The following is a 24,209-nucleotide window of genomic DNA, read 5'->3' on the forward strand; positions in this document are numbered from 1 at the left end:
TCGCCTCGTGACACCCACCCGCGCCGACCTCCTCGAGCAGCTCGTCGACACCGGTCGGCACGTCGTCGAGCGCGGCCTCGTGCAGGCCTCGGGCGGCAACCTGTCGGCCCGCCTGCCCGGCACCGACACCTTCGTCGTCACCGGCACCGGGACGTGGCTGGACCGCCTGCGACCCGAGGAGTTCGCCGAGCTGTCGCTCGACGGTGAGCACCGCGGCGGCGCCGAGCGGCCCTCCGTCGAGTGGAAGCTGCACGCCCGCACCTACGCGGCCCGCCCGGACGTGGGCGCCATCGTCCACCTGCACCCGCAGCACGTCCTGCTCGTCGACCTCCTCGGGGCGCCCATCCGCTTCACGACCCTCGACCACCAGTACTACCTCGGCTCGGCCGGTCGGGTGCCGTTCCTGCCCTCCGGCACCGAGGAGCTCGCGCAGGCGGCGGCCGACGCGGCGCGCGACCACGACGCCGTCGTCCTCGCGCACCACGGCTGCTCGACCCTGGGCGACACCGTGCCCATGGCCCTGCGCCGCGCCCTCAACCTCGAGGAGGCGGCCGCGATGACCTACCGGCTGCTCGTCGCGGGCGACACGACGGCCGACTTCCCGGCGGAGTACCGGGGCCGCATCATCGACGTCTGAGCGGGCCTCAGCGGGCGAGGACGAGGGTGCCGAGCGCGAGCAGCCAGGACACGAAGGACCCGACGAGGAAGTACTCCGTCACCTCGTCGATGCCGACGCCGTCGACCGACTCGCGCTCGGAGCGCTTGCTCTGCAGCTCGGGGAAGCGGATGAGGCCCTTCGCGGCGATGACGAGCCCGGCGGCGCCGAGCTGGCCGGCGAGCCCGAGCCCGATGATGAGGACGCGCTCCATCGGGCCCAGCAGCCGCCCACCGCGCAGCTGCTCCGACGCATCGGGCCCCGAGGCCGACGCGACGTGGCCGCTCGGCCGCGCGGCGCCGATCGCGACGAGGACGAGGCGCACGACGACGTTGCCGGTCGCGAGGTTGGCCAGCAGCAGGCCGGCGACGAGCAGGACGTGCCCGGGCTCGACGCCGACGAGGACACCAGGGACGTGGGCCCAGCCGAGCCAGGCGGCGAGCGGGCCGCCGACGTCACCGGCCCACCCCGAGAGCCCGACGAGCCACACCGCACCCCCGGCGAGCGAGGCGAGGGCGGCGGCGTGCCCGCTGCCGGTGGTCAGGGACTGCTGCGACCAGCGCAGCCAGAGCAGCAGCGCGACGAGCGAGGCGGCGAGGACGACGACGTCGAGCGGCGACCAGAGCCCGCCGAGCAGGGCGGCGCCGACGACCCCGAGCACGCCGGCGAGGCGCGCCCGCCCCTCCGCCGACGGGTGGGCCCCGCCGCCGCGGACGAGGTCGGCGAGCCCGACCCCGACGAACCAGACCCCGAGCCACGTCACGGCAGCACCCGGAGGAGCTCGTGCGCCGCGAGCACGGCGCCGATCCCGTCGCCCCGGACACGCTGCGAGACGGCGGACGCGCTGACGCCCTCGCGGGTCGCGAGCTCGGCCTGGGTCGTCTCGGGGTCCATCAGTCCTCGCAGGAGTCGCAGGGATCGGTCCGAGAGGGAGCCAACCAGATGGTCCCGACACAGCAGGGCCGCCGTGACGGCAGCCTCCGGCCCGGTGGCGTCGAGCCCGCCCCCGCGCACCATCGCGTCGGTCTCGGCGTCGACGGTGCGGACGCCGGTGCGCAGCCAGCGCGTCGCCGGGCGGGCCGCCGTCTCCTCGACGGCCTCGACCGCGGCCCGCGCCGCCCACCAGCCGGGTCCGTCCTCGAGCCCGCGCTCCGGGTCGGTGTCGGTGACGGGCCCCCGCCCGATGCCGACCCGGACGTCGGCCTCGGGCAGCAGCTCGAGGCGGACCCGGAGGGCGGCGTCGAGGGCCGCACCGAGCGTCGCGTACGTGCCCTGGAACTCGTCGCCGACGGTGGTCCGCAGCCCCGAGACCGACGGGCAGCGCGCGTCGGTGGCCGCGAGCGCCTCCCCGAGCCTCGCCTGGAGCCGGCGCCGGTCCGCGGCCCCCCGGGACGCGACGAGGTCACCGATGAGCACGCACGGTGAAGCGATGGACTTCAGGTCAGCCATCTGAAGATCATACCTTCATTCGGCGGATCTGAAGCCCCAGGCTTCATCATCGATCTCGCGCGCCGTCCAGCCGGTCGCCGGCGGCGGGCTCGACGACCCCACGCTCGGTGGCCACCGCCGAGACGAGGCGGGCCGGGGTCACGTCGAAGGCCGGGTTGAACCCGGGCGTTCCCTCGGGCGCGACGCGCACGCCGGTGAGCATCGTCACCTCCTCCCCGGGCCGCTCCTCGATCTCGATCTCGGACCCGTCGGCCATCGCAAGGTCGACCGTCGACCAGGGCGCCGCGACGAGCAGGGGGATGCCGGCCTCGCGGCAGGCCAGGGCCACCCCGAGCGTGCCGACCTTGTTCGCGACGTCGCCGTTGGCCGTGATCCGGTCCGCGCCGACGACCGCGCAGTCGACGAGGCCCCGCAGGATCGTCGACGCCGCGGCGCCGTCGGCCTGGACCGCGTGCGGGATGCCCTCGGCCGCGAGCTCCCACGCGGTGAGCCGCGCTCCCTGGAGGAGCGGGCGCGTCTCGTCGGCGTAGACGAAGTCGACGAGGCCGCGCGCGTCGAGCTCGCGGACCACCCCGAGCGCGGTGCCCCACGCCGAGGTCGCGAGCACCCCCGCGTTGCAGTGGGTCAGCACGCGCAGCCGCTCCTTGCCGGTGCGCTCGAGGAGCCAGTCGGCCGCGAGGCGCGAGAGCTCGCGGTTGGCCGCCTCGTCCTCGCGCGCCACCCGCAGCGCCGCCTCGAGGACCGCGGCCCGCCCCTGCGGGACGAGGGGACGGACGGCGTCGACGCCCCACGCGAGGTTGACCGCGGTCGGCCGGGCGTCGCGCACCCGGTCGATCTCGCGCTGGAGGCGCTCCTCGTCCCACCCCTCGTCCGCGGCCTCGTCCATCGCGACGACGACCCCGAGCGCGCCCGTCACCCCGAGCGCCGGGGCCCCGCGCACCGCGAGCCGCCCGATGGCGTCCACGAGGGTGTCGACGTCCTCGACGACGAGGTGCTCGGTCACGGTCGGCAGGAGGGTCTGGTCGAGGATGCGCAGGGCGCCGCGTCCGTCGCGGCCGGCGGCGGCATCCCACTCGAGGGCGAGGAGGCTCATGCCCCGACCCTAGGCCCGCTCCACCCCCCGCTGGACCTGCGGGCGTCGCCACCCGCCGCTAGCGTGCGCCCATGGCCAGCCTCCGCGCCCGGCACGTCCTCGGCGCCGCCCTCGTGACCACCGCCCTCCTCGCCCCGCTCGGCGCCACCGCCGCGAGCGCCCGCACGGGGTCGCACCCACCGGCGGGAGCGGACCCGAGGGTCGCCGACGTCCTCGTGCCGGTCGGCGGTGGCTACGAGACCGACACCCTGGAGGCGTTCGCGCGCACGGCCGCCGCCCGCGCCTCCGGCCCGACGGTCGACCTCGTCGTCGTGCCGTCGGCCTACGGCGACGCCCCCGAGGACCGCGCCGAGAACCTCGAGCTCGCCGGTGAGCGCACCGAGCAGCTGCGCGCGGCCTGCGAGAGCGCCGTGCCGGCGCGCTTCAGCGGGTGCACCGCACGCCTCGCCGTCCTCCTCGACCGGGCCGACGCGCTCGACCCCGCCAACGCCACCGCGCTCGCCGACCCCGCGACCGACGGGATCTTCGTGCTCGGAGGCGACCAGGGCCTCGCGATGCAGGTCCTCGCCGCCAGCCCGGCCGAGCGCGCGGTCAGCGCCGCGACCCGGCGGGGTGTCGTCCTCGGCGGGACGAGCGCCGGCGCCGCCGTCGAGTCCCGCTCGATGATCAACGGCTACGTCGGCGACCTCGGGCCCGCCGAGGGCCTGCGCCGCGGGTCGACGCTCGTGTGGTGGGGCGACGACGCCGACCTCGAGCGGGGTCTCGACACCGGTTCGCGGCGCGCGATCTACGACCAGCACTTCCACCAGCGGGGTCGCCTCGGCCGGACGCTCTCGACGCTGGCGACCGCGGACGAGCGCTTCCGCGGTGCGAGCCCGGTCGGGGTGGGCGTCGACTACGGCACCGGCGTGCGCGCCATCGACGACCGCCTCCTGACCGGGGTCTTCGGCCAGGGCTCCGTCTCGGTCGTCGACCTCGAGACCCTCCGGGCCACGCACACCTGGGGGGGGCCCGAGCGCACCCTGTCGGCCCGCCGGGTCCTCACCCACCTCCTCACCGAGGGCCAGACCTACGACCTGCGCACCCGCACCCTGACCCGCCTCGGCGACGTCGTCCGACCCCCGCGGGCGACGCCCTGGCGGGCCCCGGCAGCCCCCGGGCGCGGCACGCTCGTCGTGGGCGGCGGCGTCCTCGGCTCCCCCGTCGTCGCCGACGTCGTCGACCGGGCCCGGGCCGTGCGCGCCGACGCCCGCGCGCGCCTCGTCGTGCTCGCCCTCGGCACGGACGCCCCGGCCCTCGGGGCGCGCTACGCCGAGGCCGCCCGCGACGCGGGCTGGAGGGGCACGGTGCAGGTCCTCACCCTCGAGACCCTGCGCGACGGCTCCCTCCGCGGCGCCACGGCGGCCCTCGTCGTCGGCGACGACCCGGCCACGGTCGGCGCCGACCTGGCGGGGCCGCGCGTGCGGGCCGCCGTGACCGAGGCCGTGCGCCGCACCCCCGTCGTCCTCACCGACGGCGCCGTCTCCGCCGCCGTCGGCGAGCGCTGGTCCCCGACCGCCCGCCCGACCGACGACGAGCTCGAGGACGCGGGCATCGCCGCCTTCCGCACCGGCGACGCGCGCTGGCGCACCGGGCTCGGCCTCGTGCACGCCACCGTCGTGCCCCACCTCGCGGCCGACAACCGCTGGGGTCGCCTCTACGGCTCGGTGGCCGTCGACCGCCACGACCTCGTCCTCGGCGTCCTCGACGGCTCGGCCGTCGTCCTCGAGCGCGGGTCGGCCTCCGTGACGGGCGAGTCCGTCGTCGTCGCCGACGGCGACGAGGCCCGGACGTGGACCTCGGCCAACGGGTCGATCGGCGCCGCCAACATCGTGCTCGACGTGTTCGCCGACGGGCAGCGGCTGCGCCGCTGACGCCGCTCCCCGACCCGGCGCGGCCCGGTGCGCGACGACGTGACATCCGTCCTTGTGCCCGGGCCGCGCCGGTGGGACCGTCGGAGGTGGAGGCACCCCACCTCCCTCGACGACGGACCTCCCGAGCAGTCGCAGCCCGCCGCCGGGTGTGCTGCACGGGAAGGACGAGTCGATGAACCAGTCCCGGGTCGTCGTCGGGGTCGACGGGTCTCCGCTGTCGGAGGCCGCCGTGGTCCAGGCCGCCCACTTCGCGAGCACCCGCGGGATGACCCTGCACGTGCTCCACGCCTTCGCCCCCGACCTGCCGATGCTCGGCTTCGGGGCGCTGGCCGACCGCTCGGTGGTCACCGACCACGGCCGACGGCTGCTCGACGCGGCGGTGGCCCGCGCGCACGCCGCCCACCCCGACCTCAGCGTCACCTCCGCCCTCCACGACGGCTACGCGAGCACCTCGCTCGTCGGCTCCTCGCAGACCGCCGCGCTCGTCGTCGTCGGCGTGGCCGGCCACGGGGTGCTCAGCCGCGCCGGTCTGGGCGCCGTCGCGATGCAGGTGCTCACCCACGCCCGCTGTCCCGTCCTCGTCGTCGGGCACACGAGCGCCGCGAGCACCCCGGCCTCCGGCGGCCGGGTCGTCGTCGGGTTCGACGGCTCCGACGCCTCGATCGGCGCCCTGCGGACGGCCGTCCGGGAGGCGGAGGTCCTCGGCGGCACCGTCGACGCCGTCCACGCCTGGCAGGCGCGCGGGGCCACCGACCCGACGCTCGCCGACGCCTCGAGCTGGGAGGACTACGTCGCCGGGGTCGAGCGCATGGTCGAGCGCGAGACCGCGGCCCTGCGCCCGGAGCACCCCGACGCCAAGGTCGAGGTCCACGTCGTGCGCGACGACCCGGTGCACGCCCTCGCCACGAGCAGCGAGGGGGCGAGCCTGCTCGCCGTCGGCGCCCGCGGACGCGGCGGCTTCGAGGGCCTGCACGTCGGGTCGAGCGCGCTGCGCGTCGTCTCGCGCAGCGCGTGCCCGGTGCTCGTCAGTCGCTGAGCGTCTCGGGGCCGTCGACGCGCTCGGTGGCCCCGAGCCGGTCGAGGACGAAGGCCCACTCCCAGGCGATCTGCTCCCAGGCGGCGTACCGCCCCGAGCGGCCGCCGTGGCCGGCGGACAGCTCGGTGCGCAGGAGCACCGGGTGGGTCGCGGGGTCGTTGGTCACGGTCTCGCGCAGGCGCGCCACCCACTTGGCCGGCTCGGTGACGTAGACGCGCGTGTCGTGCAGGCTGGTCGTCGCGAGGATCGCCGGGTAGGCCTCGGGGCGCACGTTCTCGTAGGGCGTGTACGCGCGCATGGCCGCGTACACCTCCGGGTCCTCGAGCGGGTTGCCCCACTCCTCCCACTCCCCCACGGTCAGCGGCAGCTCCGGCTGGAGGATGGTGGTGAGCGCGTCGACGAACGGCACCGCCGCGTGCGCGACGCGGAACAGCCCGGGCGCCGCGTTGACGACCGCGCCGACGAGCAGCCCACCCGCGGAGCCGCCCTCGAGGCCGAGCCGGTCCGACGCGACCCACCCCGACGTGACGAGGTGCTCGGCGGCGGCGACGGTGTCGGAGAAGGTGTTCGGCTTGGCGAGCAGCTTGCCCTCGTCGTACCAGCGCCGGCCCATCTCGCCGCCGCCCCGGACGTGCGCGACGGCGAACACGACGCCGCGGTCGAGCAGCCCGAGCCGTGCGACGGAGAAGTACGGGTCGGACGAGATCTCGTAGGCGCCGTAGGCCCCCAGCAGCCCCGGGTTCGTGCCGTCGGCGACGACGCCGCGACGGCGCACGACGGACACCGGCACCTGCGTGCCGTCCGGTGCCGTGGCCCACTCGCGCGACTCCTCGTAGTCGGCGGCGTCGAACCCGCCGAGCACCGGCTGGCGCTTGAGCTCGGTGCGCGCCCCCGTCGCGAGGTCGACGTCGAGCACGGTCCGGGGCGTGGTCCACGACTCGACGACGACCTGCACCGACCGCTGGTCGGGCTCCGGGTTGTCGCCGAGGCCGATCGAGTGCACCGCCGTCCCGACCTCGACGTCCCACGGGGTCCCGTGGCCGGAGACCGACGTGACGTCTCGGGGCAGCACGCGCAGCGCGGTGAGGCCACCGGTGCGCAACGAGAGGACGGTCGCGTCGTCGAAGGCGTCGACGCCGACGAAGCGCTCGCCGTCCCCGGACGAGAGGAGCGGCACCCACTGCTCGTGGCTCGTCGCGTCGAGCGGCGCCCACGCGAGGTCGGAGTCCGGGTCGTCGGCGTTGTGGACGACGAGCAGCCGGTCGTCGGCCGGCTCGACGTCGTACTCGACGCCCTCGCGCCGCGGCGCGACGACGCGCCACTCGCCCTCGGGGTCGTCCGAGGGGAGCATCCACACCTCGGAGGTGGTCTTGGAGCCGAGGCCGAGCAGGAGCCAGCGCTCGTCGCGGCTGCCGCTCACGCCCATCCAGAAGCGCTCGTCGGTCTCCTCGTGCACGAGGACGTCGTCGGCGGGGTCGCCGCCGACGCGGTGGCGCCACAGCTGGTGCGGCCGCCAGGCGTCGTCGACGCGGGTGTAGAAGACGAAGGAGCCGTCGCGGCTCAGCTCGACGCCGTACCCGATGCCGGTCAGGGCGTCGTCGAGGACGCGGCCCGTGGCCACCTCGCGGACGACGAGGTCGAAGCGCTCGTCACCGGCGGTGTCGACGGCGAACGCGAGCAGCCGGTGGTCCGAGCTCACCGTGAGGGCCCCGAGCGAGAAGAACTCCGAGTCGCCCGCCTCGACGTTGCCGTCGAGCACCACCTGCTCCCCCGGCAGCGCCGCGCCCTCGGGGTCGGGGCGCGGGTCGCCGTCGGCCCGCGGCACCCGCACGTGGATGGCGTACTGCTTGCCCTCCGCGGTGCGCGAGAAGTACCACCAGGGACCGCTCGCGACGGGCACCGACAGGTCGTCCTCCTTGACCCGCGCGCGGATCTCGTCGAAGAGCGTCGTCCGCAGCGGGGCGAGGTGCTCGGTCATCGCCTCGGCGTAGGCGTTCTCGGCCTCGAGGTACGCGCGCAGGGCGGGGTCCTCGAGGTCGCGCATCCACCAGTACGGGTCGACCACCCGGTCCCCGTGGTGCTCGCGGACGTGGTCGCGGCGCGGGGCGGTGGGCGGGGTCGGGCTCGGCATGGCGTCACCCTAGCCACGGACGCGGCGAGGGCCGCACCCCGGTGGGGGTACGGCCCTCGTCGGTGCCTCGCGGGTCAGAGCCCGGCGACGCGGTCCGCCGGAGCGGTGAGGTTCGGCGTGGCCCCGAAGTAGTCGACGAGGTTGGCCAGGTCCTCCTTGCCGCCGAGGACGTTCTTCCCCGCGGAGAACGCGGTGAAGGAGTCACCGCCGTTGGCGAGGAAGTTGATGGTCGCGACGCGGTAGGTGGCGTTCATGTCCATCGGCGTGCCGTTCAGGGTCATCGACCCCGGCACGACCCGGCTGCCGGCCGGCTGGGTGGCGTCCCACGTGTAGGAGAAGCCGTCCGAGACACCGAGCCCGAGCGCGTCACGGCCACCGGCGCGGCCGGGGACGTACTGCTGCTCGAGCACGGCCTTCAGCTCGGCCCCGGTGAGGTCGAGCGTCGTGAGGATGTTGCCGAACGGTGCGACGTCGTAGGCCTCGGCGTAGGTGATCTGGCCGGTGCCCTCCGCGTACTTCGGCGCGAGGAGCAGGCTGGCGCGCACGCCGCCGACGTTCATCAGCGCGAGCTGGGCGCCGCCGTTGGCCGGGGCCTGGGTCCCGAAGAGGATCGCGTCGGCGACGAGGTCGGCCATCGGGGTCTCGATGCCGCGGTTGCCGCTGGAGTCACCCGTGATGTCCTCGGCGTTGCTGCCGACGACCTGCGCGGCGAGCGGGCCCGAGAGCGCCTTCCACTTGTCGATGATCGCCGTCTGCGTCGCGTCCTTCGCGAAGGCGGTGCGGCTCACGAGGTGGTTGACCGAGGTCGACTTCTTCCGGTCGACCTCGCCGGTGCGGCGGTCGATAACGAGGTTGGTCTCGGAGACGACCTGGCCGTAGGACGCGGCGCTGGTCACGAGGCGCGGGTTGCCCTTCGGGTCCGGGATCGAGCAGGTGTAGGGCTGGTGGGTGTGCCCCGTGATGATGGCGTCGACGTCGGCGGTCATCGTCCTGGCGATCGTCGCGATCGGGTCGGAGATGCCGACGCACTGCTGGTAGGTGCCGCTCTGGACGCCGCCCTCGTGGAGCAGGACGACGATCGAGTTGACGCCCTTCTTGCGCAGCTCGCGCGCCTGCTTGTTCGCGGTCTCGACCTCGTCCTTGAAGTCGACGTTCGCGACGCCGGCCGGGTCGACGAGGCTCGGGGTGCCCTCGAGGGTCATGCCGATGAAGCCGACCTTGACGCCGTTGACCTTCTTGACCGAGGTCGCCGGCAGGAGCGTGCGCTCCTTGTCGTGGTGGTGGTGGCCCTTGCGGTCCTTGTCCTTGCTCGCCTGCTGCTTGAGGACGACGTTGGCGGCGAGCCACTGGAAGTCGGCGCCGGCGTACGGCTGCGACGGGAAGTAGCAGCCGTCCGTCGGGTGGCAGCCACCCTTCTGCATGCGCAGCAGCTCGGTCGTGCCCTCGTCGAACTCGTGGTTGCCGACGCTGCTGACGTCGAGCTTCATCGCGTTGAGCGACTCGACCGACGGCTCGTCGTGGAAGAGGCCCGAGAGGAACGTCGAGCCGCCGATGAGGTCGCCGGCCGCGACGGTCAGCGAGCTGCCCTTGGGGGCCTTGGCCCGCAGGGTGGACAGCGCGGTCGAGAGGTACTCGGCGCCGCCGACCGGGGTCTGGCTCGGGTCGAGGGTCTTGCTCAACGGACCGTCGGTCGCCTCGAGGTGGCCGTGGTAGTCGTTGAACGAGAGCAGCTGCACCGTCGTCGTCGCCGGGGGCTTCGGGTGGTGGTGGCCACGGCCGTGGTGGTCGTCGTGACCCCCGGCCAGCGCGGCGGGGGTGCCGGCGGCGAGGGTCGCGAGGGCCGCCGCGGCGACACCCGCACCGAGGACGCGTCGTCGGGTCGATCTCATCAGGGGTTCTCCTGGCTTTCTCCGGGCGGGCCACCCCCTGTCCGGGCGGCCGCACGGGGTAGACCCTAGGAGAAAGTCCACGCGACGGCACCCCCTGGCGGGCATCGGGTTCTGGGTGTCGCCGGACGTTCACCGCCCGGTCGGCCCGCGGGCGCTCAGGAGAGGCAGCGCGGGCCGAGCAGCACTTTGAGGTCACCGAAGAGGGCACCGTCGGCGGAGACCCGGTAGGCCGGGTCGAGACGGATCTCGACGGTCCGCCCGGGCTTGACGAGCTTGAGGTGGACCTCGGTCGTGCCCGGGTGGTTGGTGAGGACGCCCTTGAGCTCCTCGATCCGCTGCGGGGTCGCCCGGACGGTCTCCATCGTCACGACGACCGGGCCGCGCGGCCCCTCGCTGACGTCCGGCAGGGTGAGCTCCTGCGCGTAGATCGACACCGAGTCGTCGCGCTTGTTGAGCTTGCCGCGCACGACGGCGATCTGGTCCTGCTGGAGCATCCCCGCCACGGTCATGTACGCGCTCGGGAAGAAGAGGCACTCGATGGAGCCGGCGAGGTCCTCGAGGGTCGCGATGGCCCAGAGGTCGCCCTTCTTCGTGCGCTTGATCTGCAGCCCGGTGATGAGACCGGCGATGGTGACCATCGCCCCCTCGGGGCGGCCCGCGTCGTCGCCGGTGAGGGCGGCGATCTGGGTGTCGGCGTGCGCGGAGAGGACGTGCTCGACCCCGAAGAGCGGGTGGTCGGAGACGTAGAGGCCGAGCATCTCGCGTTCGAAGGACAGCAGGGTCTGCTTGTCCCACTCGACCCCGGGCACGGGGGCCAGGCCCATCATGTCGCCGCCGCCCCCGCCGGAGCCGGCGTCGTCGGCGAAGGCCCCGAAGAGGCTGTCCTGCCCGATCGCCTCCTGCCGCTTGACCGCGACGAACGCGTCGACGTACTCCTCGTGGATGCGCAGCAGGCCCATCCGGGTCTCGGCGAGGCCGTCGAACGCGCCGCCCTTGATGAGCGACTCGATGGTCCGCTTGTTGCACACGACCGCCGGCACCTTGGACATGAAGTCGCGGAAGGAGGTGAAGCGTCCCTTCTCCTCGCGGGCGGCGATGATCGCCTCGACGACGTTCTGGCCGACGTTGCGGATCGCGTGCAGGCCGAAGCGGATGTCGGTGCCGACCGCGGCGAACGGCCCGACGGAGTCGTTGACGTCCGGCGGGAGGACCTTGATGCCCATCCGGCGGCACTCGCCGAGGTAGAGGGCCGACTTGTCCTTGTCGTCACCGACGCTCGTGAGCAGCGCGGCCATGTACTCGGCCGGGTAGTTGGCCTTGAGGTAGCCGGTCCAGTAGGAGACGAGGCCGTAGGCGGCGGTGTGCGCCTTGTTGAACGCGTAGTCGGAGAACGGGACGAGGACGCCCCAGAGGGCCGCGACCGAGGCCTCGTTGTAGCCGTTGGCCTTCATGCCGTCGGAGAAGGGGACGTACTCCTTGTCGAGCACCTCCTTCTTCTTCTTGCCCATCGCGCGGCGCAGGAGGTCGGCGTTGCCGAGGGTGTACCCGGCGAGCTTCTGGGCGATCTCCATGACCTGCTCCTGGTAGATCACCAGGCCGTAGGTCGTCTGCAGGATCGGCTCGAGCGCCTCGACCATCTCGGGCTGGAGCTTGCCCTTGAGCTGCGGGTCGAGCGGGACGAGCTCCTGCTTGCCGTTTTTGCGCAGGGCGAAGTTCGTGTGCGCGTTGACGCCCATCGGGCCGGGGCGGTAGAGCGCGAGGGCCGCGGAGATGTCCTCGAAGTTGTCCGGCTGCATCAGCTTGAGCAGCGTGCGCATCCCGCCGCCGTCGAGCTGGAAGACCCCGAGGGTGTCGCCGCGCGCGAGGAGGTCGTAGGTGGCCTTGTCGGTCATGTCCTTGGACAGCGCGTCGAGGTCGATCTCCTCGCCGCGGTTGGAGCGCACGTTGATGATCGCGTCGTCGAGGATCGTCAGGTTGCGCAGCCCGAGGAAGTCCATCTTGACCAGGCCGAGCGACTCGCAGCTCGGGTAGTCGAACTGCGTGATGACCTGCCCGTCCTGCAGGCGCCGCATGATCGGGATGACGTCGATGAGCGGCTCGCTCGACATGATGACGCCGGCCGCGTGCACGCCCCACTGCCGCTTGAGGCCCTCGAGGCCCTTCGCGGTCTCGACGACCTCCTGGAGGTGCTGCTCCTGGGCGACGAGGTCGCGGAACTCCTTGCCCTCGCCGTAGCGGGGGTGGTTCGGGTCGTAGATGCCCGACAGCGGCACGCCCTTGCCCATGACGTCCGGCGGCATCGCCTTGGTCAGCTGCTCGCCGACGGCGAACGGGTGCCCCATGACGCGGGCGGAGTCCTTGACCGCCTGCTTGGCCTTGATCGTGCCGTACGTGACGATCTGCGCGACCCGCTCGGCGCCGTACTTCTCGGTGACGTAGCGGATGACCTCGCCGCGCCGGCGCTCGTCGAAGTCGACGTCGAAGTCGGGCATCGAGGCGCGCTCGGGGTTGAGGAACCGCTCGAAGATCAGGCCGTGCGGGACGGGGTCGAGGTCGGTGATCTTCATCGCGTAGGCGCACATCGAGCCCGCACCCGAGCCACGGCCCGGGCCGACGCGGATGCCGTTCTCCTTGGCCCAGGTGATGAAGTCGGCGACGACGAGGAAGTACCCCGGGTAGCCCTTGGAGACGATGACCTCGGCCTCGTAGTCCGCCTGCTTCTGGGCGTACTCGGGGATCCCGCCGGGGAAGCGCTCGTGCAGGCCCTTCTGGACCTCCTTGACGAACCAGCTCGTCTCGTCCTCGCCGGGCGGGCAGGGGAAGCGCGGCATGTACCGGCCCTCGCCCTCGGTGAACGAGATGTCGCACATCTCGGCGATGAGGAGGGTGTTGTCGCAGGCCTCGGGCAGCTCGCGCCAGGTGTGGCGCATCTCGGCCGGGCTCTTGAGGTAGAAGTCGTCGGCGTCGAACTTGAACCGGCCCGGGTCCATCATCGTCGAGCCGGACTGGACGCACAGGAGCGCGCCGTGGGCCTTGGCGTCCTCGGGGCTCGTGTAGTGCAGGTCGTTCGTCGCGACGAGCGGCAGGTCGAGCTCGCGGGCCAGGCGCAGGAGGTCCTGCTGCACCCGGCGCTCGATGTCGAGGCCGTGGTCCATCAGCTCGCAGAAGTAGTTCTCGCGGCCGAAGATGTCGCGGAAGTCCGCGGCGGCCTGCTTCGCGAGGTCGTACTGGCCGAGGCGGATGCGGGTCTGGATCTCGCCGGAGGGACAGCCGGTGGTCGCGATGAGCCCCTGGCCGTACCGGTCGAGCAGCTCGCGGTCGACCCGCGGCCACTTCGCGTAGACCTGGTCGAGCGAGGCCTGGCTGTCCATCCGGAAGAGGTTGTGCAGGCCGACGTTGTCGCGGGCCAGCAGCGTCATGTGCGTGTAGGCGCCGGAGCCGGACACGTCGTCGCCGGGACGGGTGCGCTCGTCACCCCACTTGACGCGCGTCTTGTCGGTGCGGTGGGTGCCCGGCGTGACGTACGCCTCGACGCCGATGATCGGCTTGACGCCCGTGCCCTGGGCCTTCTTCCAGAACTCGTACGCCCCGAAGACGTAGCCGTGGTCGGTCGTCGCGAGGGCCGGCATCCCCATCTCGGCGGCGCGGGTGAACAGGTCGCCGATGCGGGCCGCGCCGTCGAGCATCGAGTACTCGGTGTGCACGTGCAGGTGCACGAACGAGTCGCCCTTCGAGGACGACGTGGGGCTCGGGGTCGGGGCGGCGGGGGTGGACATCGCGGACCATCCTAGGTCGCCCCGGGGACACCCTCGGCGTGTCGGGGTCCGTGTCGCCGCGAGCCCCCGTCGGACCGGCTCAGAGCCGGTCCAGCGCCTCCTGGAGGTCGGCCGGGTAGCCGCTCTCGAAGGTGACCCACTCCCCCGAGCCGGGGTGCTCGAAGCCGAGCCCGACGGCGTGCAGCCACTGCCGCTCGAGGCCGAGGCGGCGCGCGAGCGTGGGGTCGGCGCCGTAGGTCGGGTCGCCGACGCAGGGGTGGCGCACGGCCGCCATGTGGACGCGGATCTGGTGGGTGCGCCCGGTCTCGAGGTGCACCTCGAGCAGGCTGGCGTGGCGGAAGGCCTCGAGCAGCTCGTAGTGCGTGACCGCGGGCTTGCCGGAGTCCATCACCGCGAACTTGTAGTCGTGGCCGGGGTGGCGCCCGATGGGGGCGTCGATCGTCCCGACGAGCGGGTCCGGGAGGCCCTGGACGAGCGTGTGGTAGGTCTTCTCGACCCGCCGCTCCTTGAACGCGCGCTTGAGGACGCTGTAGCCGCGCTCGCTCTTGCAGACGACCATCAGCCCGGAGGTGCCGACGTCCAGGCGCGAGACGATGCCCTGCCGCTCGCTCGCGCCGCTCGTCGAGATGCGGTACCCGGCGGCCTTGAGGCCCGCGAGGACGTTCGGGCCGGTCCACCCGACGCTCGGGTGCGCCGCGACGCCGACCGGCTTGTCGACGACGACGATGTCGTCGTCGTCGTGGACGACCCGCATCCCCGGCACCGGCTCGGCGACGACCTCGAGGGTCGGGCTCGCCGGGCCGCTGGGGATCGAGACCTCGAGCATGTCGCCGGCGCTCACCCGGTGGCTCTTGCCGACCGGGCTCGCGTTGACGGCGACCTCGCCGGCGGCCGCGAGGTCGGCGGCCCGGGTGCGGGAGAGACCGAAGAGACGGGCGATGGCGGCGTCGACGCGCTCGCCCTCCAGCCCGTCGGGGACGAGGACGGTGCGCTGGTCAGCCATCGGCCGGCTCCGCCGCGTGCTGGCCGACCGGGCCGAGCGGGGTCCCCCGGTAGGCGAGGACCATGACGAGCCCGGCCGCGACGACGATCGCGATGTCGGCGACGTTGCCGACGAACCAGCCGAAGTAGTCGATGAAGTCGACGACGTGACCGCGACCCGGGCCCGGCTCGCGGACGAGGCGGTCGACGAGGTTGCCGACGGCGCCGCCGAGGAGCAGCCCGAGGGCCACCGCCCACGGCCGGTTGCCGACCCGGCGCACCGCGACGAGGACGAACACGAGGATGACGAGCGAGAGGACGGTGAGCATCCACGTCCTCGTGTCGCCGAGCGAGAACGCCGCCCCCGGGTTGCGGATGAGGTTGAGCCGGATCGCGTCGCCGACGAGCCCGACCGGCTGCCCGGGGGTGAGGGCCGCGAGGGCCCACACCTTCGTGGCCTGGTCGAGCACGAGGACGACCACCGCGATGGTCAGCAGGAGGGCGCGCAGGCGGCTGCGGCGCTCGCTCCGGGGCTCGGAGGGATGGGCGGGGGTGGCGTCGGCCGCCGTCAGCGGCGCTCCTGCTTCGTCTTGCATGGCATGCACAGGGTCGCACGAGGAGCGGCCTGGAGCCGCATCTTGCCGATCGGGTTGCCGCACGACTCGCACGTGCCGTAGCTGCCGTCCGCGAGCCGCTCGAGCGCGTGCTCGGTCTGCTCGAGCATCTCGCGGGCGTTGTTGGCCAGCGAGATCTCCTGCTCGCGCTCGTAGGTCTTGGCGCCCGCGTCGGCCTGGTCGTCGCCCGCACCGTCGCCCGAGTCGCGCATGAGGTGGACGAGGTCGGACGCCGCGTCGGCGATCTCGGTGCGCAGCTGCTCGGCGTCGTGCTCGAGCTCGCGACGGACCTCCCGCAGCTCGGCGGCGGTCCACGGGCTCTCGTCCCCGCGGACGGGCAGCGAGGCGGCGGTCACGGCCTTCTTGGCCGGTGCCTTCTTCGCCGGTGCTTTCTTCGCGGAGACCTTCTTCGCGGGCGCGGCCTTGGTCGCGGGGGCCTTCTCGGCCGACGCGGCCTTCTTCGCGGGCGCCGCCTTCGTGGCGGGAGCCTTCTTCGCGGGCGCGGCCTTGGTCGCGGGCGCCGCCTTCGTGGCGGGAGCCTTCGTCGCGGGCGCGGCCTTCTTCGCCGGGGCCTTCTTCGCGGGCGCCGCCTTCTTCGCCGGAGCCTTCTTCGCGGGCGCCGCCTTGGTGGCGGTCTTCTTCGTCGCGGTCTTCGTCGTCGCCGCCTTCTTCGCGGGCGCGGCCTTCGTCGTCGCCTCGGCCTTCGCTGCGCCGCCTCCCGAGCCGCGCGTCACCGCCTTCCGGGCGGCGCCGGCCGCCCGCGAGGTCGTCTGCTTCGCGGCGGACAGGGCCCGCTTCACCACCATGGCCTGCGCCCTTTCGGGGACGGGGTGGGCCCTCGCGGCCCGCCCGGTGCGCCGAGGATACGGGCACGGCCGGGGCGGCGGGGCGCCGAAACGCCGGGTCCCGCCTGTGCGTTCGCCGGACGCACGAGGGGCCCGGGATCGCTCCCGGGCCCCTCGTGTGCTGACGCGTGCGTCAGGCCTGCTGCTCCTGCGGCTGCTCGGCCGGCGCCTCGTCGTCGTCGGCGGCGACGTTCTTGAGGTCCGCCAGCTGGCCCTGGATGTAGTCGTGCAGGCGGGCGCGGTAGTCGCGCTCGAAGCTGCGCAGCGACTCGATCTTGCGCTCGAGGAGGTTCCGCTCGCGGCCGAGCTCCTCGAGGATCGAGGCCTTCTTCTGCTGCGCCTCGGCGACCATGCCCGTCGAGCGCTCGCGCGCCTCGGTGAGCATCTCGTCGCGCTGGGTCGTCGCGGTGCCGATCATCTCGTCCCGCTGCGCCGTGGCCGTCGAGACGAGCTCGTCGTGCTGCGCCTGACCGGTCGAGACCAGCTCGTCGTGCTGCGCCTGACCGGTCGAGACCAGCTCGTCGTGCCGGGCCTGACCCGTGGTGACGAGCTCCTCGTTGCGGGCCTGGCCCGTCGAGATGAGCTCGTCGTGCTTGCGCTGCGCGGAGCCGACGAGCTCGTCGTGCTTGCGCTGGCCCTCGGACACGAGCTCGTCGCGCTTGGACTCACCGGCGGCGACGTGCTCGTCATGGAGGCGCTGCGCGAGGGCGATGACGCCCGCGGCGCTGGCGCCACCACCGGCGCCCGCGAGGGCGGCGGCGCCACCGGCGGAGTCGCCCTGCGCCTGCTCCGGCTTCTCGGCGGCCCGCTGCTCGGCGGCCTCGGCGCGCTGCGTCGCCTCCTGGGCCTGCTGCTCGGCCTCGGCGGCACGACGCTCGGCCTCGGCGAGACGCTCCTCGACGGCGGCGACGCGCTCGTCGGCCTCGCGGCGGGACTCCTCGAGACGGGTCGTGAGGACCGACACCTGCTCGTCGACGGCGTCGCCCTGCTCCTGGCGGGCGGCGGCGAGGGCGGCGGCGTGGTCGTCGCGCTCGCCGGTCACGCCGGCGAGCTGGCCCTCGAGCTCTTGGACCCGCTCCTCGAGCGAGGCGGCGTGGCGCTCGGCCTGGGCGCTCTGGTTCTGGAACTCGCCGGCGCGGCGCTCGGCGTCGGCGACGCGGGCGTCGATGTCGCCGCTCTCGCCGCGCAGCGCCTCGATCTCGGCGTCGCGCTGGGCGAGGAGCTGCTCGAGCTCGGCGGTGCGCTCGCCCATCTGCTTGAGCTGGCCGCGGAGCTCCTCGAGCTGGCCCTGGGCCTCGGCGACCCGGGAGTCACCCTCGCCGCTGCTCTGCTGCAGCTCCTCGAGCTGCGCCGCGAGGTCGCTGCGGGCGCCCTCGAGCTCGGAGACGCGGGCGGCGAGCGTCGCGTTCTTGGAGCGCAGCTCCTCGGCCTCGCGGGAGGACTCCGCGTCCGGGCGCGCCATCGCGGCGGTCGGTGCCATGCCGCGGCCCTCGCGGTTCGCCGACAGCTCGCCGCGCAGGTCCTCGGACTCCTTGGACATCCGGCGCATCTCGGCGACGATGTCGTCGAGGAAGTCGTCGACCTCGCGCTCGTCGTAGCCCCGACGGAACTGGGTCTGGGTGAACGTCTTGTTGAGGACGTCCTCGGGCGTGAGAGCCATGCACAACTCCTGGTGGCCGGTGGGGAAACACGGTCCGGCGTCCGGGGACCACGACGGGGCGGGCTCCGGACGTCCGCAGGCCAGCCTAGACGATCGCCGACCACGTGTGACGGGTGTGGCCTGCGGGGTCCGCCCGGGCGGTCAGGCGGCCAGGCCCTCGAGGATCCGCTGGAGGATGATCACGCCGATGAACAGGACCATGAAGGACAGGTCCACCGAGACCGCGCCGAGGCGCAGCGGGGGGATGACCTTGCGCAGGGCCCGCAGCGGCGGCTCGGTCAGGGTGTAGATCGGCTCCACGACGAGGAGGACCGGTCCGCGCGGCCGCCACTCACGCGCGAGGATGCGGATCCAGTCGAAGACGACCCGCCCGATGAGCACGACGAGGTAGAGGAAGACCACGAAGGCGAGGACGGCGAAGACGGCACCCATGGGTCGAGTGTGACGGATGGACCTGACGGGCCCGTGCGCGGGGCGTCGTCAGCTCTGGTTGAAGACCGAGCGGCCGGCGACGGCCTGACCGTCCTCCGCGAGGACCTCGACCGTCTCGGGCGAGAGGAGGAAGACCTTCGAGGTGACGCGCTCGATCGAGCCGTGCAGGCCGAAGACGAGACCGGCGGCGAAGTCGACGAGTCGCTTGGCGTCGGCGTCGCCCATGTCGGTGAGGTTCATGATGACGGGGACGCCGTCACGGAAGCTCTCGCCGATGGTCTTGGCCTCGTTGTACGTGCGCGGGTGGATCGTCGTGATCCGCGAGACGCTCGCGGCCTCGTGCGTGCGCACGACCTCGGCGACGGGACGGCGGGTCGGGAGAGGGGTCACCTCGGCTCCTCGGTGCTCGACACGGTCGTGGCCGTGGTCGTCGGCCTCCGGCTCGTCGTAGCCGTCGTAGTACTCGTCGTCGTAGCGGCCCTGGTCCTCGGCGAGGCCCAGGTAGACCATCGTCTTGCGCAGCGCGCCAGCCATCCAGTGCTCCTCGGTCGTCGGTCCTGCGGGTCAGGGCCGTTGCGTCGTGATCGAAGTTACCGGTGGGACTCGCGAGAACCGAGGATTGCCGACCCGACACGCAGGTGTGTCGCCCCCTCGGCGACGGCGTCCTCGAGGTCGCCGCTCATCCCGGCCGAGAGCCACGTGGCGGCGGGGTGGTCGGCGCGCACCGTCTCCGCGAGACCGCGCAGCCGGGCGAAGGCGGGGCGAGCCGGCTCGCCGAGCGGCGCGACGGCCATGAGCCCCCGCAGGCGCACGTGCTCGAGACCGCCGACGACGTCGGCGAGGTCCCGCACCGCCTCGGGCGCGACTCCCCCGCGTCCGCCGGCGGCGTCGAGCCCCACCTGGACGAGGACGTCGAGGACACGGCCCTCGCGCTGCGCCGCCCGGTCCAGCGCGCGGGCGATCTTCGCCCGGTCGAGGGAGTGGACGACGTCGGCGTACCGGGCGACCGACCCGGCCTTGTTGGACTGCAGCTGGCCGATGAAGTGGACGGTGACCCGGTCGCGGTGGGCGAGCTCGGCGACCTTCGCCGAGGCCTCCTGGTCGCGGTTCTCGCCGATGTCGGTGACGCCCAGCTCCGCGAGGAGGTCGACGTCCGAGGCGGGGAAGAACTTCGTGACCGCGACGAGCGTCACCGGGTCGGTGCGACCGGCCGCCTCCATCGCCGCGTCGATGCGCGCGCGCACGGCGGCCAGGCGCTGCGTGAGCTCGGCACGCCGCTCCGGCGTGCTCACCGCGACCTCGCGACGACACCCGCGAAGCGACCGGTCGTGCCCGCCCCGCGGTAGGAGTAGAGGTCCTCGCGCTCACGCGTGCACCCGGCCACCCACGTGACGGGCACGTCGAGCGCGGCCAGCTGGGCGACGACCCCGGACCCCACGTCGAGGGCCGGGGTCCCGGTCCACGAGACCGTGGCGCTGACCGGCGCGACCCGCGCGGCGTCGTCGCGCATCGCGGCCGGCACCTCGTAGCACCGGCCGCAGACCGAGGGTCCGACGACGGCGTCGAGCGAGCGCGCGCCGAGGTCCCGCATCGCGGCGACCGCCCGGCCGACCACGCCGGCGACCATCCCGGGCCGGCCGGCGTGCACGGCGGCCACGACCCCCTCGGGACTCGCGAGGAGCACCGGGACGCAGTCGGCGACGAGGACGACGAGGGCGAGGTCGGGCGAGGTCGTCACGAGGGCGTCGCACCGCGGGGCGACCTCGGGCACGGCGTCGACGACCGCGACCTCGGCGCCGTGGCACTGGTCCATCCAGACCAGCGGCCGGCCGACGGCCTCCCCGAGGCGGCGCCGGTTCTCGCGGACGTCGGCCTCGTCGTCCTCGACGTGCAGCCCGAGGTTGAGCCCCGACCACGGCCCGCGGCTCACCCCGCCCGGGCGGCCGGTCAGGGCACGCCACGCCGCGGGGGCGGAGTCCTCCCAGAGGAGCACCCCGCCCCCGATGGGCGTCGACGTCGTCACTACTTGAGGAAGTCCGGGACGTCGAGGTCGTCGTTCTCGTCGAACGTCACGGTGCGCGGCGGCTGCTGCCGGACCGGCTCGGCCGGGGTCGACTCGCGCTCGGTGCGGACCGGGGCGTCCTCATGCTCGGGGCGCGGGGCCGCGACCGGGGCGGGGGCCTGCGGCGCGGGCGCCTGCTGCACCGGGGCCGGCTGGTGGACCGGAGGCTGGTGCACCGGGGGCTGGACGGGCGGCGCCACCGGCGCGGCGGCGGCCGGCGCGGCAGCCGCCGGGCGACCCTGGATGGTGCCGAGGGCGCGGTCGTCGGCCCGGCGGACCGGGGCGCCGCCGTCGAAGCCCGCCGCGATGACGGTGACGCGCACCTCGTCGCCGAGCGCGTCGTCGATGACGGCACCGAAGATGATGTTCGCCTCCGGGTGCGCGGCCTCCTGGACCAGGCGCGCGGCCTCGTTGATCTCGAAGAGCCCGAGGTCGCTGCCACCCTGGATCGACAGGAGCACGCCGTGCGCGCCGTCGATGCTCGCCTCGAGGAGCGGGCTGGAGATCGCGAGCTCGGCGGCCTGGACCGCGCGGTCCTCGCCGCGGGCGGAGCCGATGCCCATGAGCGCGGAGCCGGCACCCTGCATGACGGACTTGACGTCCGCGAAGTCGAGGTTGATCAGGCCCGGCGTCGTGATGAGGTCGGTGATGCCCTGGACACCCGAGAGGAGCACCTGGTCGGCGCTGCGGAACGCGTCGAGCATCGAGACGCCGCGGTCGCTGATCGAGAGCAGCCGGTCGTTCGGGATGACGATGAGGGTGTCGACCTCCTCGCGCAGCGCGGCGATGCCGTTCTCGGCCTGGTTGGCGCGCCGGCGGCCCTCGAAGGTGAAGGGGCGCGTCACGACACCGATGGTCAGCGCGCCGAGGCCCTTGGCGATCCGGGCGACGACGGGGGCGCCACCAGTGCCGGTGCCACCACCCTCGCCGGCGGTGACGAAGACCATGTCGGCCCCCTTGAGGACCTCCTCGATCTCCTCGGCGTGGTCCTCGGCGGCCTTCTTGCCGACCTCGGGGTCGGCGCCGGCGCCGAGGCCGCGGGTCAGCTCGCGGCCGACGTCGAGCTTGACGTCGGCGTCGGACATGAGGAGCGCCTGCGCATCGGTGTTGACGGCGATGAACTCGACACCCTTGAGGCCGACCTCGATCATCCGGTTGATGGCGTTGACACCGCCTCCGCCGATGCCGACGACCTTGATGACGGCGAGGTAGTTCTGGGGTGCTGCCACGGGAATCGGCCTTCCAAATCAGGTCACAGGCGTGTGTGCGACTCGAGTAACCCTCGACCTCAGGTACAGGGTTACGGTTCGGTCACGGTTGTCGATGGGGTGACGCTACGTCGCGGCGCGGGCCTCCTGCACCCTCCGGCTGGGCGTGTCGCGACATCGCGTCGGGCAAATCCTGTCACGCCTCTCAGGCAGAGCCTCACCCGCCCCACCGGTCACTCCTGCCCCGGGGGTCTCAGCGGGTGACGGGGGTGTCCGGCGCGCTGACGTCGACCGTCTTCGCCTTGGTCGTCAGGAGGGCGCGCAGGACGCGGATCTTCAGCTCGGCCTCGTCCTCGCCGCCCCAGACGACCGTCTTGCCGCGCAGCGTGAAGGTGACGAGGTCGGCGCTGCTGACCGTGACCGACCGGACGTCGTCGGAGAGGTCGGACGGCAGGTCCCGCAACAGGGCGAGCGCCGCCTGCAACGCCTCCGGCGTCATCGAGCGGGAGCCCGTCGCGGTGACGACCGGGACCCCCTTCGGTGCCTTCGCGACGGTGCCGAACGAGACCCCGGTCGCGTCCACGACCTCCAGTCGACCTTGAGGGTTCTTGACGACGATGGACGGGACCCGCGGGACGACGTCGACGACGAGCGTGCGCGGCCACGACCGCCGGACCGACACCTCGGCGACGGTGACGCGCGTGCGGACCTCGGTCTCGACGGCCGCCGTGTCGACGCGCACGAGCGGCGTGCCGGGAGCCACCTCGACGAGCTCCCGGACGGCGGCGGCCTCGGAGCCGGAGACCCCGACGACCTCGACGTCGTGGACCCCGAGCACACCGGTCCAGCCGACGAGCCACCCGGCGCCGGCGACGAGGGCCAGCACGACGAGGGCGGCGAGACCGCGCACCCAGGGGCGGCGGCGGCGCGCGAGCGCGCGCTCCCGGAAGCGGGACGCCGACGACTCGAGTCCGCGGGCACCGGGGCGCCGGGTCGCCGTGTGGCTCACGCGCGCTCCCCCGCCCGCTCGCGCAGCGCCGCGAGGAGCGGCGGGCCGAGGTGGGTCACGTCACCCGCACCGACGGTGAGCACGAGGTCGCCGGGCGCCGCGGCGTCCGCGAGGAGGTCGACCGCGCGGTCGGCGTCGACCCCGACGTCGACGCGCCGGCGGCCGGGCAGCTCGACGAGGGGGTCGCCGACCAGCGCCGACGTCACCCCGGGCAGCGGCGCCTCGCGGGCCCCGTAGACGTCGAGGAGCACGACGTGGTCGGCCGGGGCCAGCGCCCGCGCGAAGGCCTCGGCGAAGTCACGGGTGCGGCTGTAGAGGTGCGGCTGGAAGACGACGAGCACGCGTCCGCGGCCCGCCCTGGCCACCACCCCCGCCGCGGTCGAGACCACCGCGGCCACCTTGGCCGGGTTGTGGGCGTAGTCGTCGACGACGGTCACGCCGCCGACCTCTCCCCGCACCTCGAACCGGCGGCGGGCACCGGTGAAGCCCCCGAGCCCGTCGACCACGGCGTCGAGGTCGGCGCCGAGGCCGTCGACCGCGGCGCACAGCGCGCCCACGGCGTCGAGGACGTTGTGCAGTCCCGGCACGCGCAGCTCGAGGTCCACCTCGCGTCCGCCGTGGCGCACGCGAGCACTGGTGCCCAGCCCGTCGGCCCGCACCGCGAGGACGCGCACGTCGGCGTCGGCGTGCTCGCCGTAGGTGAGGACCCGGTGCCCGTCGGTGCGGTGCCGGAGCGCGAGCGCGAGGGCCCCCGGGTCGTCGTGGCACGCGACGAGCAGCCCGCCCGGGCGAAGGGTGCGGGCGAACACGTCGTAGGCCTCCGTGACGGCCTCGGCCGTCCCGTAGAAGTCGAGGTGGTCCGGCTGCACGCTCGTGACGACCGCGACCTCGGGCCGGTAGACGACGAAGCTGCCGTCGCTCTCGTCGGCCTCGACGACGAACGCCTCCCCGCGCCCGAGGGCCGCGTTCGTCCCGAGCTGCGCGATCTCGCCACCGCTGGCGAACGAGGGGTCCGCGCCGGCGTGGACGAGCGCGGCGGTGAGCATCGAGGTGGTCGTCGTCTTGCCGTTGGCGCCGGCGACGGCGACGACCCGGGTGCCGGCGGAGACGGCGGCGAGGGCCTGCGAGCGGTGGAGCACGCGCAGGCCGCGCTCCCGCGCGGCCGCGAGCTCCGGGTTGTCCTCGCGGATCGCGGACGAGACGACGACGGTGTCGACGCCCTCGAGGTGCGCGGGGTCGTGGCCGACCCAGACCGTCGCGCCCGCCGCTCGCAGCGCGTCGAGCACCGGCGAGTCGGCGGCATCGGAGCCGCTGACCGCCACCCCGCGCTGCAGCAGGAGCCGCGCGACGGCCGACATCCCGGCCCCACCGATCGCGACGAGGTGGACGGCGCCCAGGGCGTCCCAGGCAGGGACGTCGGCGGCGAGGTCGAAGCGCTCGTTGGTGACGGGCACGC

At 74.0% G+C, this 24,209-nt stretch carries 20 protein-coding genes; 3 read left to right on the forward strand and 17 right to left on the reverse strand.

Annotated features, from left to right (window positions below; all coding sequences use genetic code 11):
- The first annotated feature begins 7 nt into the window (after window positions 1-7).
- Window positions 8-637 carry a class II aldolase/adducin family protein gene (locus KMZ30_RS04370; protein ID WP_215511422.1) on the forward strand — a complete coding sequence of 210 codons (630 nt, stop codon included), beginning with the start codon at window positions 8-10 and terminating at the stop codon, window positions 635-637.
- Between the two features lie 7 nt (window positions 638-644).
- On the opposite strand, the gene KMZ30_RS04375 is transcribed toward KMZ30_RS04370, so the two are convergent.
- The 3 genes from KMZ30_RS04375 to mtnA are packed head-to-tail and all read right to left on the reverse strand — an operon-like array spanning window position 645 to window position 3,197.
- Window positions 645-1,418 (reverse strand): hypothetical protein, encoded by a 774-nt coding sequence (locus KMZ30_RS04375; RefSeq protein WP_215511421.1) that lies wholly within the window; start codon window positions 1,416-1,418, stop codon window positions 645-647.
- The gene (locus KMZ30_RS04380) at window positions 1,415-2,104 is read right to left on the reverse strand and encodes a SatD family protein (RefSeq protein WP_215511420.1); all 690 of its coding nucleotides are present in this window, start codon (window positions 2,102-2,104) and stop codon (window positions 1,415-1,417) included. Before KMZ30_RS04380 ends, KMZ30_RS04375 begins: the two co-directional genes overlap by 4 nt.
- Before the next feature lie 46 nt (window positions 2,105-2,150).
- A complete protein-coding gene (mtnA, locus tag KMZ30_RS04385; protein ID WP_215511419.1) occupies window positions 2,151-3,197 on the reverse strand; it encodes an S-methyl-5-thioribose-1-phosphate isomerase in 1,047 nt (348 codons plus the stop codon).
- 71 nt (window positions 3,198-3,268) lie between these two features.
- Here mtnA and KMZ30_RS04390 point away from each other — a divergent pair, with 71 nt between their 5' ends.
- The gene (locus KMZ30_RS04390; protein WP_215511418.1) at window positions 3,269-5,110 is read left to right on the forward strand and encodes a Type 1 glutamine amidotransferase-like domain-containing protein; all 1,842 of its coding nucleotides are present in this window, start codon (window positions 3,269-3,271) and stop codon (window positions 5,108-5,110) included.
- A 172-nt stretch (window positions 5,111-5,282) separates the two neighbouring features.
- Entirely contained in the window at window positions 5,283-6,146 is an 864-nt protein-coding gene (locus tag KMZ30_RS04395) for a universal stress protein (protein ID WP_215511417.1), read from the forward strand.
- Here the strand turns inward: KMZ30_RS04395 and KMZ30_RS04400 are convergent.
- The 14 genes from KMZ30_RS04400 to murC all read right to left on the reverse strand — a co-directional run bounded on the left by KMZ30_RS04400 (window position 6,136) and on the right by murC (window position 24,207).
- Window positions 6,136-8,277 carry a S9 family peptidase gene (locus KMZ30_RS04400; protein ID WP_215511416.1) on the reverse strand — a complete coding sequence of 714 codons (2,142 nt, stop codon included), beginning with the start codon at window positions 8,275-8,277 and terminating at the stop codon, window positions 6,136-6,138. The genes KMZ30_RS04395 and KMZ30_RS04400 overlap by 11 nt on opposite strands.
- Window positions 8,278-8,351: 74 nt before the next feature.
- Complete coding sequence (locus KMZ30_RS04405) at window positions 8,352-10,166, reverse strand: bifunctional metallophosphatase/5'-nucleotidase (RefSeq protein ID WP_215511415.1); 1,815 nt, start codon at window positions 10,164-10,166, stop codon at window positions 8,352-8,354.
- 155 nt (window positions 10,167-10,321) lie between these two features.
- Window positions 10,322-13,942 carry a DNA polymerase III subunit alpha gene (gene dnaE, locus KMZ30_RS04410; RefSeq protein ID WP_215511414.1) on the reverse strand — a complete coding sequence of 1,207 codons (3,621 nt, stop codon included), beginning with the start codon at window positions 13,940-13,942 and terminating at the stop codon, window positions 10,322-10,324.
- A 79-nt stretch (window positions 13,943-14,021) separates the two neighbouring features.
- Window positions 14,022-14,945, reverse strand: a complete 924-nt coding sequence (locus KMZ30_RS04415) for an RluA family pseudouridine synthase (protein WP_215511413.1) — start codon at window positions 14,943-14,945, stop codon at window positions 14,022-14,024.
- The gene (gene lspA / locus KMZ30_RS04420; RefSeq protein ID WP_215511412.1) at window positions 14,938-15,519 is read right to left on the reverse strand and encodes a signal peptidase II; all 582 of its coding nucleotides are present in this window, start codon (window positions 15,517-15,519) and stop codon (window positions 14,938-14,940) included. The genes KMZ30_RS04415 and lspA overlap by 8 nt, the downstream gene beginning before the upstream one ends.
- Window positions 15,492-16,343: a TraR/DksA family transcriptional regulator gene (locus KMZ30_RS04425; RefSeq protein ID WP_215511411.1), complete on the reverse strand. Its 852-nt coding sequence runs from the start codon at window positions 16,341-16,343 to the stop codon at window positions 15,492-15,494. The genes lspA and KMZ30_RS04425 overlap by 28 nt, the downstream gene beginning before the upstream one ends.
- 172 nt (window positions 16,344-16,515) lie before the next feature.
- On the reverse strand, window positions 16,516-18,042 hold the full coding sequence (locus tag KMZ30_RS04430) for a DivIVA domain-containing protein (protein WP_215511410.1): 1,527 nt from the start codon (window positions 18,040-18,042) through the stop codon (window positions 16,516-16,518).
- A 141-nt stretch (window positions 18,043-18,183) separates the two neighbouring features.
- Window positions 18,184-18,474 (reverse strand): YggT family protein, encoded by a 291-nt coding sequence (locus KMZ30_RS04435; RefSeq protein ID WP_215511409.1) that lies wholly within the window; start codon window positions 18,472-18,474, stop codon window positions 18,184-18,186.
- 48 nt (window positions 18,475-18,522) lie between these two features.
- Complete coding sequence (locus tag KMZ30_RS04440) at window positions 18,523-19,008, reverse strand: cell division protein SepF (protein WP_215511408.1); 486 nt, start codon at window positions 19,006-19,008, stop codon at window positions 18,523-18,525.
- Window positions 19,009-19,064: 56 nt separating this feature from the next.
- The gene (locus KMZ30_RS04445; protein WP_308279540.1) at window positions 19,065-19,766 is read right to left on the reverse strand and encodes a YggS family pyridoxal phosphate-dependent enzyme; all 702 of its coding nucleotides are present in this window, start codon (window positions 19,764-19,766) and stop codon (window positions 19,065-19,067) included.
- Window positions 19,763-20,467 (reverse strand): purine nucleoside phosphorylase YfiH/LACC1 family protein, encoded by a 705-nt coding sequence (locus KMZ30_RS04450; RefSeq protein ID WP_372447498.1) that lies wholly within the window; start codon window positions 20,465-20,467, stop codon window positions 19,763-19,765. The genes KMZ30_RS04445 and KMZ30_RS04450 overlap by 4 nt, the downstream gene beginning before the upstream one ends.
- A 29-nt stretch (window positions 20,468-20,496) precedes the next feature.
- The gene (gene ftsZ, locus KMZ30_RS04455; RefSeq protein WP_215511407.1) at window positions 20,497-21,765 is read right to left on the reverse strand and encodes a cell division protein FtsZ; all 1,269 of its coding nucleotides are present in this window, start codon (window positions 21,763-21,765) and stop codon (window positions 20,497-20,499) included.
- A gap of 232 nt (window positions 21,766-21,997) precedes the next feature.
- Complete coding sequence (locus tag KMZ30_RS04460; RefSeq protein ID WP_215511406.1) at window positions 21,998-22,753, reverse strand: cell division protein FtsQ/DivIB; 756 nt, start codon at window positions 22,751-22,753, stop codon at window positions 21,998-22,000.
- The gene (murC, locus tag KMZ30_RS04465; protein ID WP_215511405.1) at window positions 22,750-24,207 is read right to left on the reverse strand and encodes a UDP-N-acetylmuramate--L-alanine ligase; all 1,458 of its coding nucleotides are present in this window, start codon (window positions 24,205-24,207) and stop codon (window positions 22,750-22,752) included. The genes KMZ30_RS04460 and murC overlap by 4 nt, the downstream gene beginning before the upstream one ends.
- Window positions 24,208-24,209: the final 2 nt, after the last annotated feature.

This window comes from Phycicoccus mangrovi (assembly GCF_018729305.1).
In the GTDB taxonomy this organism is placed as follows: domain Bacteria; phylum Actinomycetota; class Actinomycetes; order Actinomycetales; family Dermatophilaceae; genus Phycicoccus; species Phycicoccus jejuensis.

Coding starts and splice junctions, on each gene's coding strand:
- KMZ30_RS04440 (WP_215511408.1), bottom strand. CDS start 19,008: ATGGCTGGCGCGCTGCGCAAGACGATGGTCTACCTGGGCCTCGCCGAG.
- KMZ30_RS04390 (WP_215511418.1), top strand. CDS start 3,269: ATGGCCAGCCTCCGCGCCCGGCACGTCCTCGGCGCCGCCCTCGTGACC.
- KMZ30_RS04415 (WP_215511413.1), bottom strand. CDS start 14,945: ATGGCTGACCAGCGCACCGTCCTCGTCCCCGACGGGCTGGAGGGCGAG.
- KMZ30_RS04435 (WP_215511409.1), bottom strand. CDS start 18,474: ATGGGTGCCGTCTTCGCCGTCCTCGCCTTCGTGGTCTTCCTCTACCTC.
- KMZ30_RS04405 (WP_215511415.1), bottom strand. CDS start 10,166: ATGAGATCGACCCGACGACGCGTCCTCGGTGCGGGTGTCGCCGCGGCG.
- mtnA (WP_215511419.1), bottom strand. CDS start 3,197: ATGAGCCTCCTCGCCCTCGAGTGGGATGCCGCCGCCGGCCGCGACGGA.
- KMZ30_RS04430 (WP_215511410.1), bottom strand. CDS start 18,042: ATGGCTCTCACGCCCGAGGACGTCCTCAACAAGACGTTCACCCAGACC.
- KMZ30_RS04425 (WP_215511411.1), bottom strand. CDS start 16,343: ATGGTGGTGAAGCGGGCCCTGTCCGCCGCGAAGCAGACGACCTCGCGG.
- KMZ30_RS04395 (WP_215511417.1), top strand. CDS start 5,283: ATGAACCAGTCCCGGGTCGTCGTCGGGGTCGACGGGTCTCCGCTGTCG.
- KMZ30_RS04400 (WP_215511416.1), bottom strand. CDS start 8,277: ATGCCGAGCCCGACCCCGCCCACCGCCCCGCGCCGCGACCACGTCCGC.
- dnaE (WP_215511414.1), bottom strand. CDS start 13,942: ATGTCCACCCCCGCCGCCCCGACCCCGAGCCCCACGTCGTCCTCGAAG.
- KMZ30_RS04380 (WP_215511420.1), bottom strand. CDS start 2,104: ATGGCTGACCTGAAGTCCATCGCTTCACCGTGCGTGCTCATCGGTGAC.
- lspA (WP_215511412.1), bottom strand. CDS start 15,519: ATGCAAGACGAAGCAGGAGCGCCGCTGACGGCGGCCGACGCCACCCCC.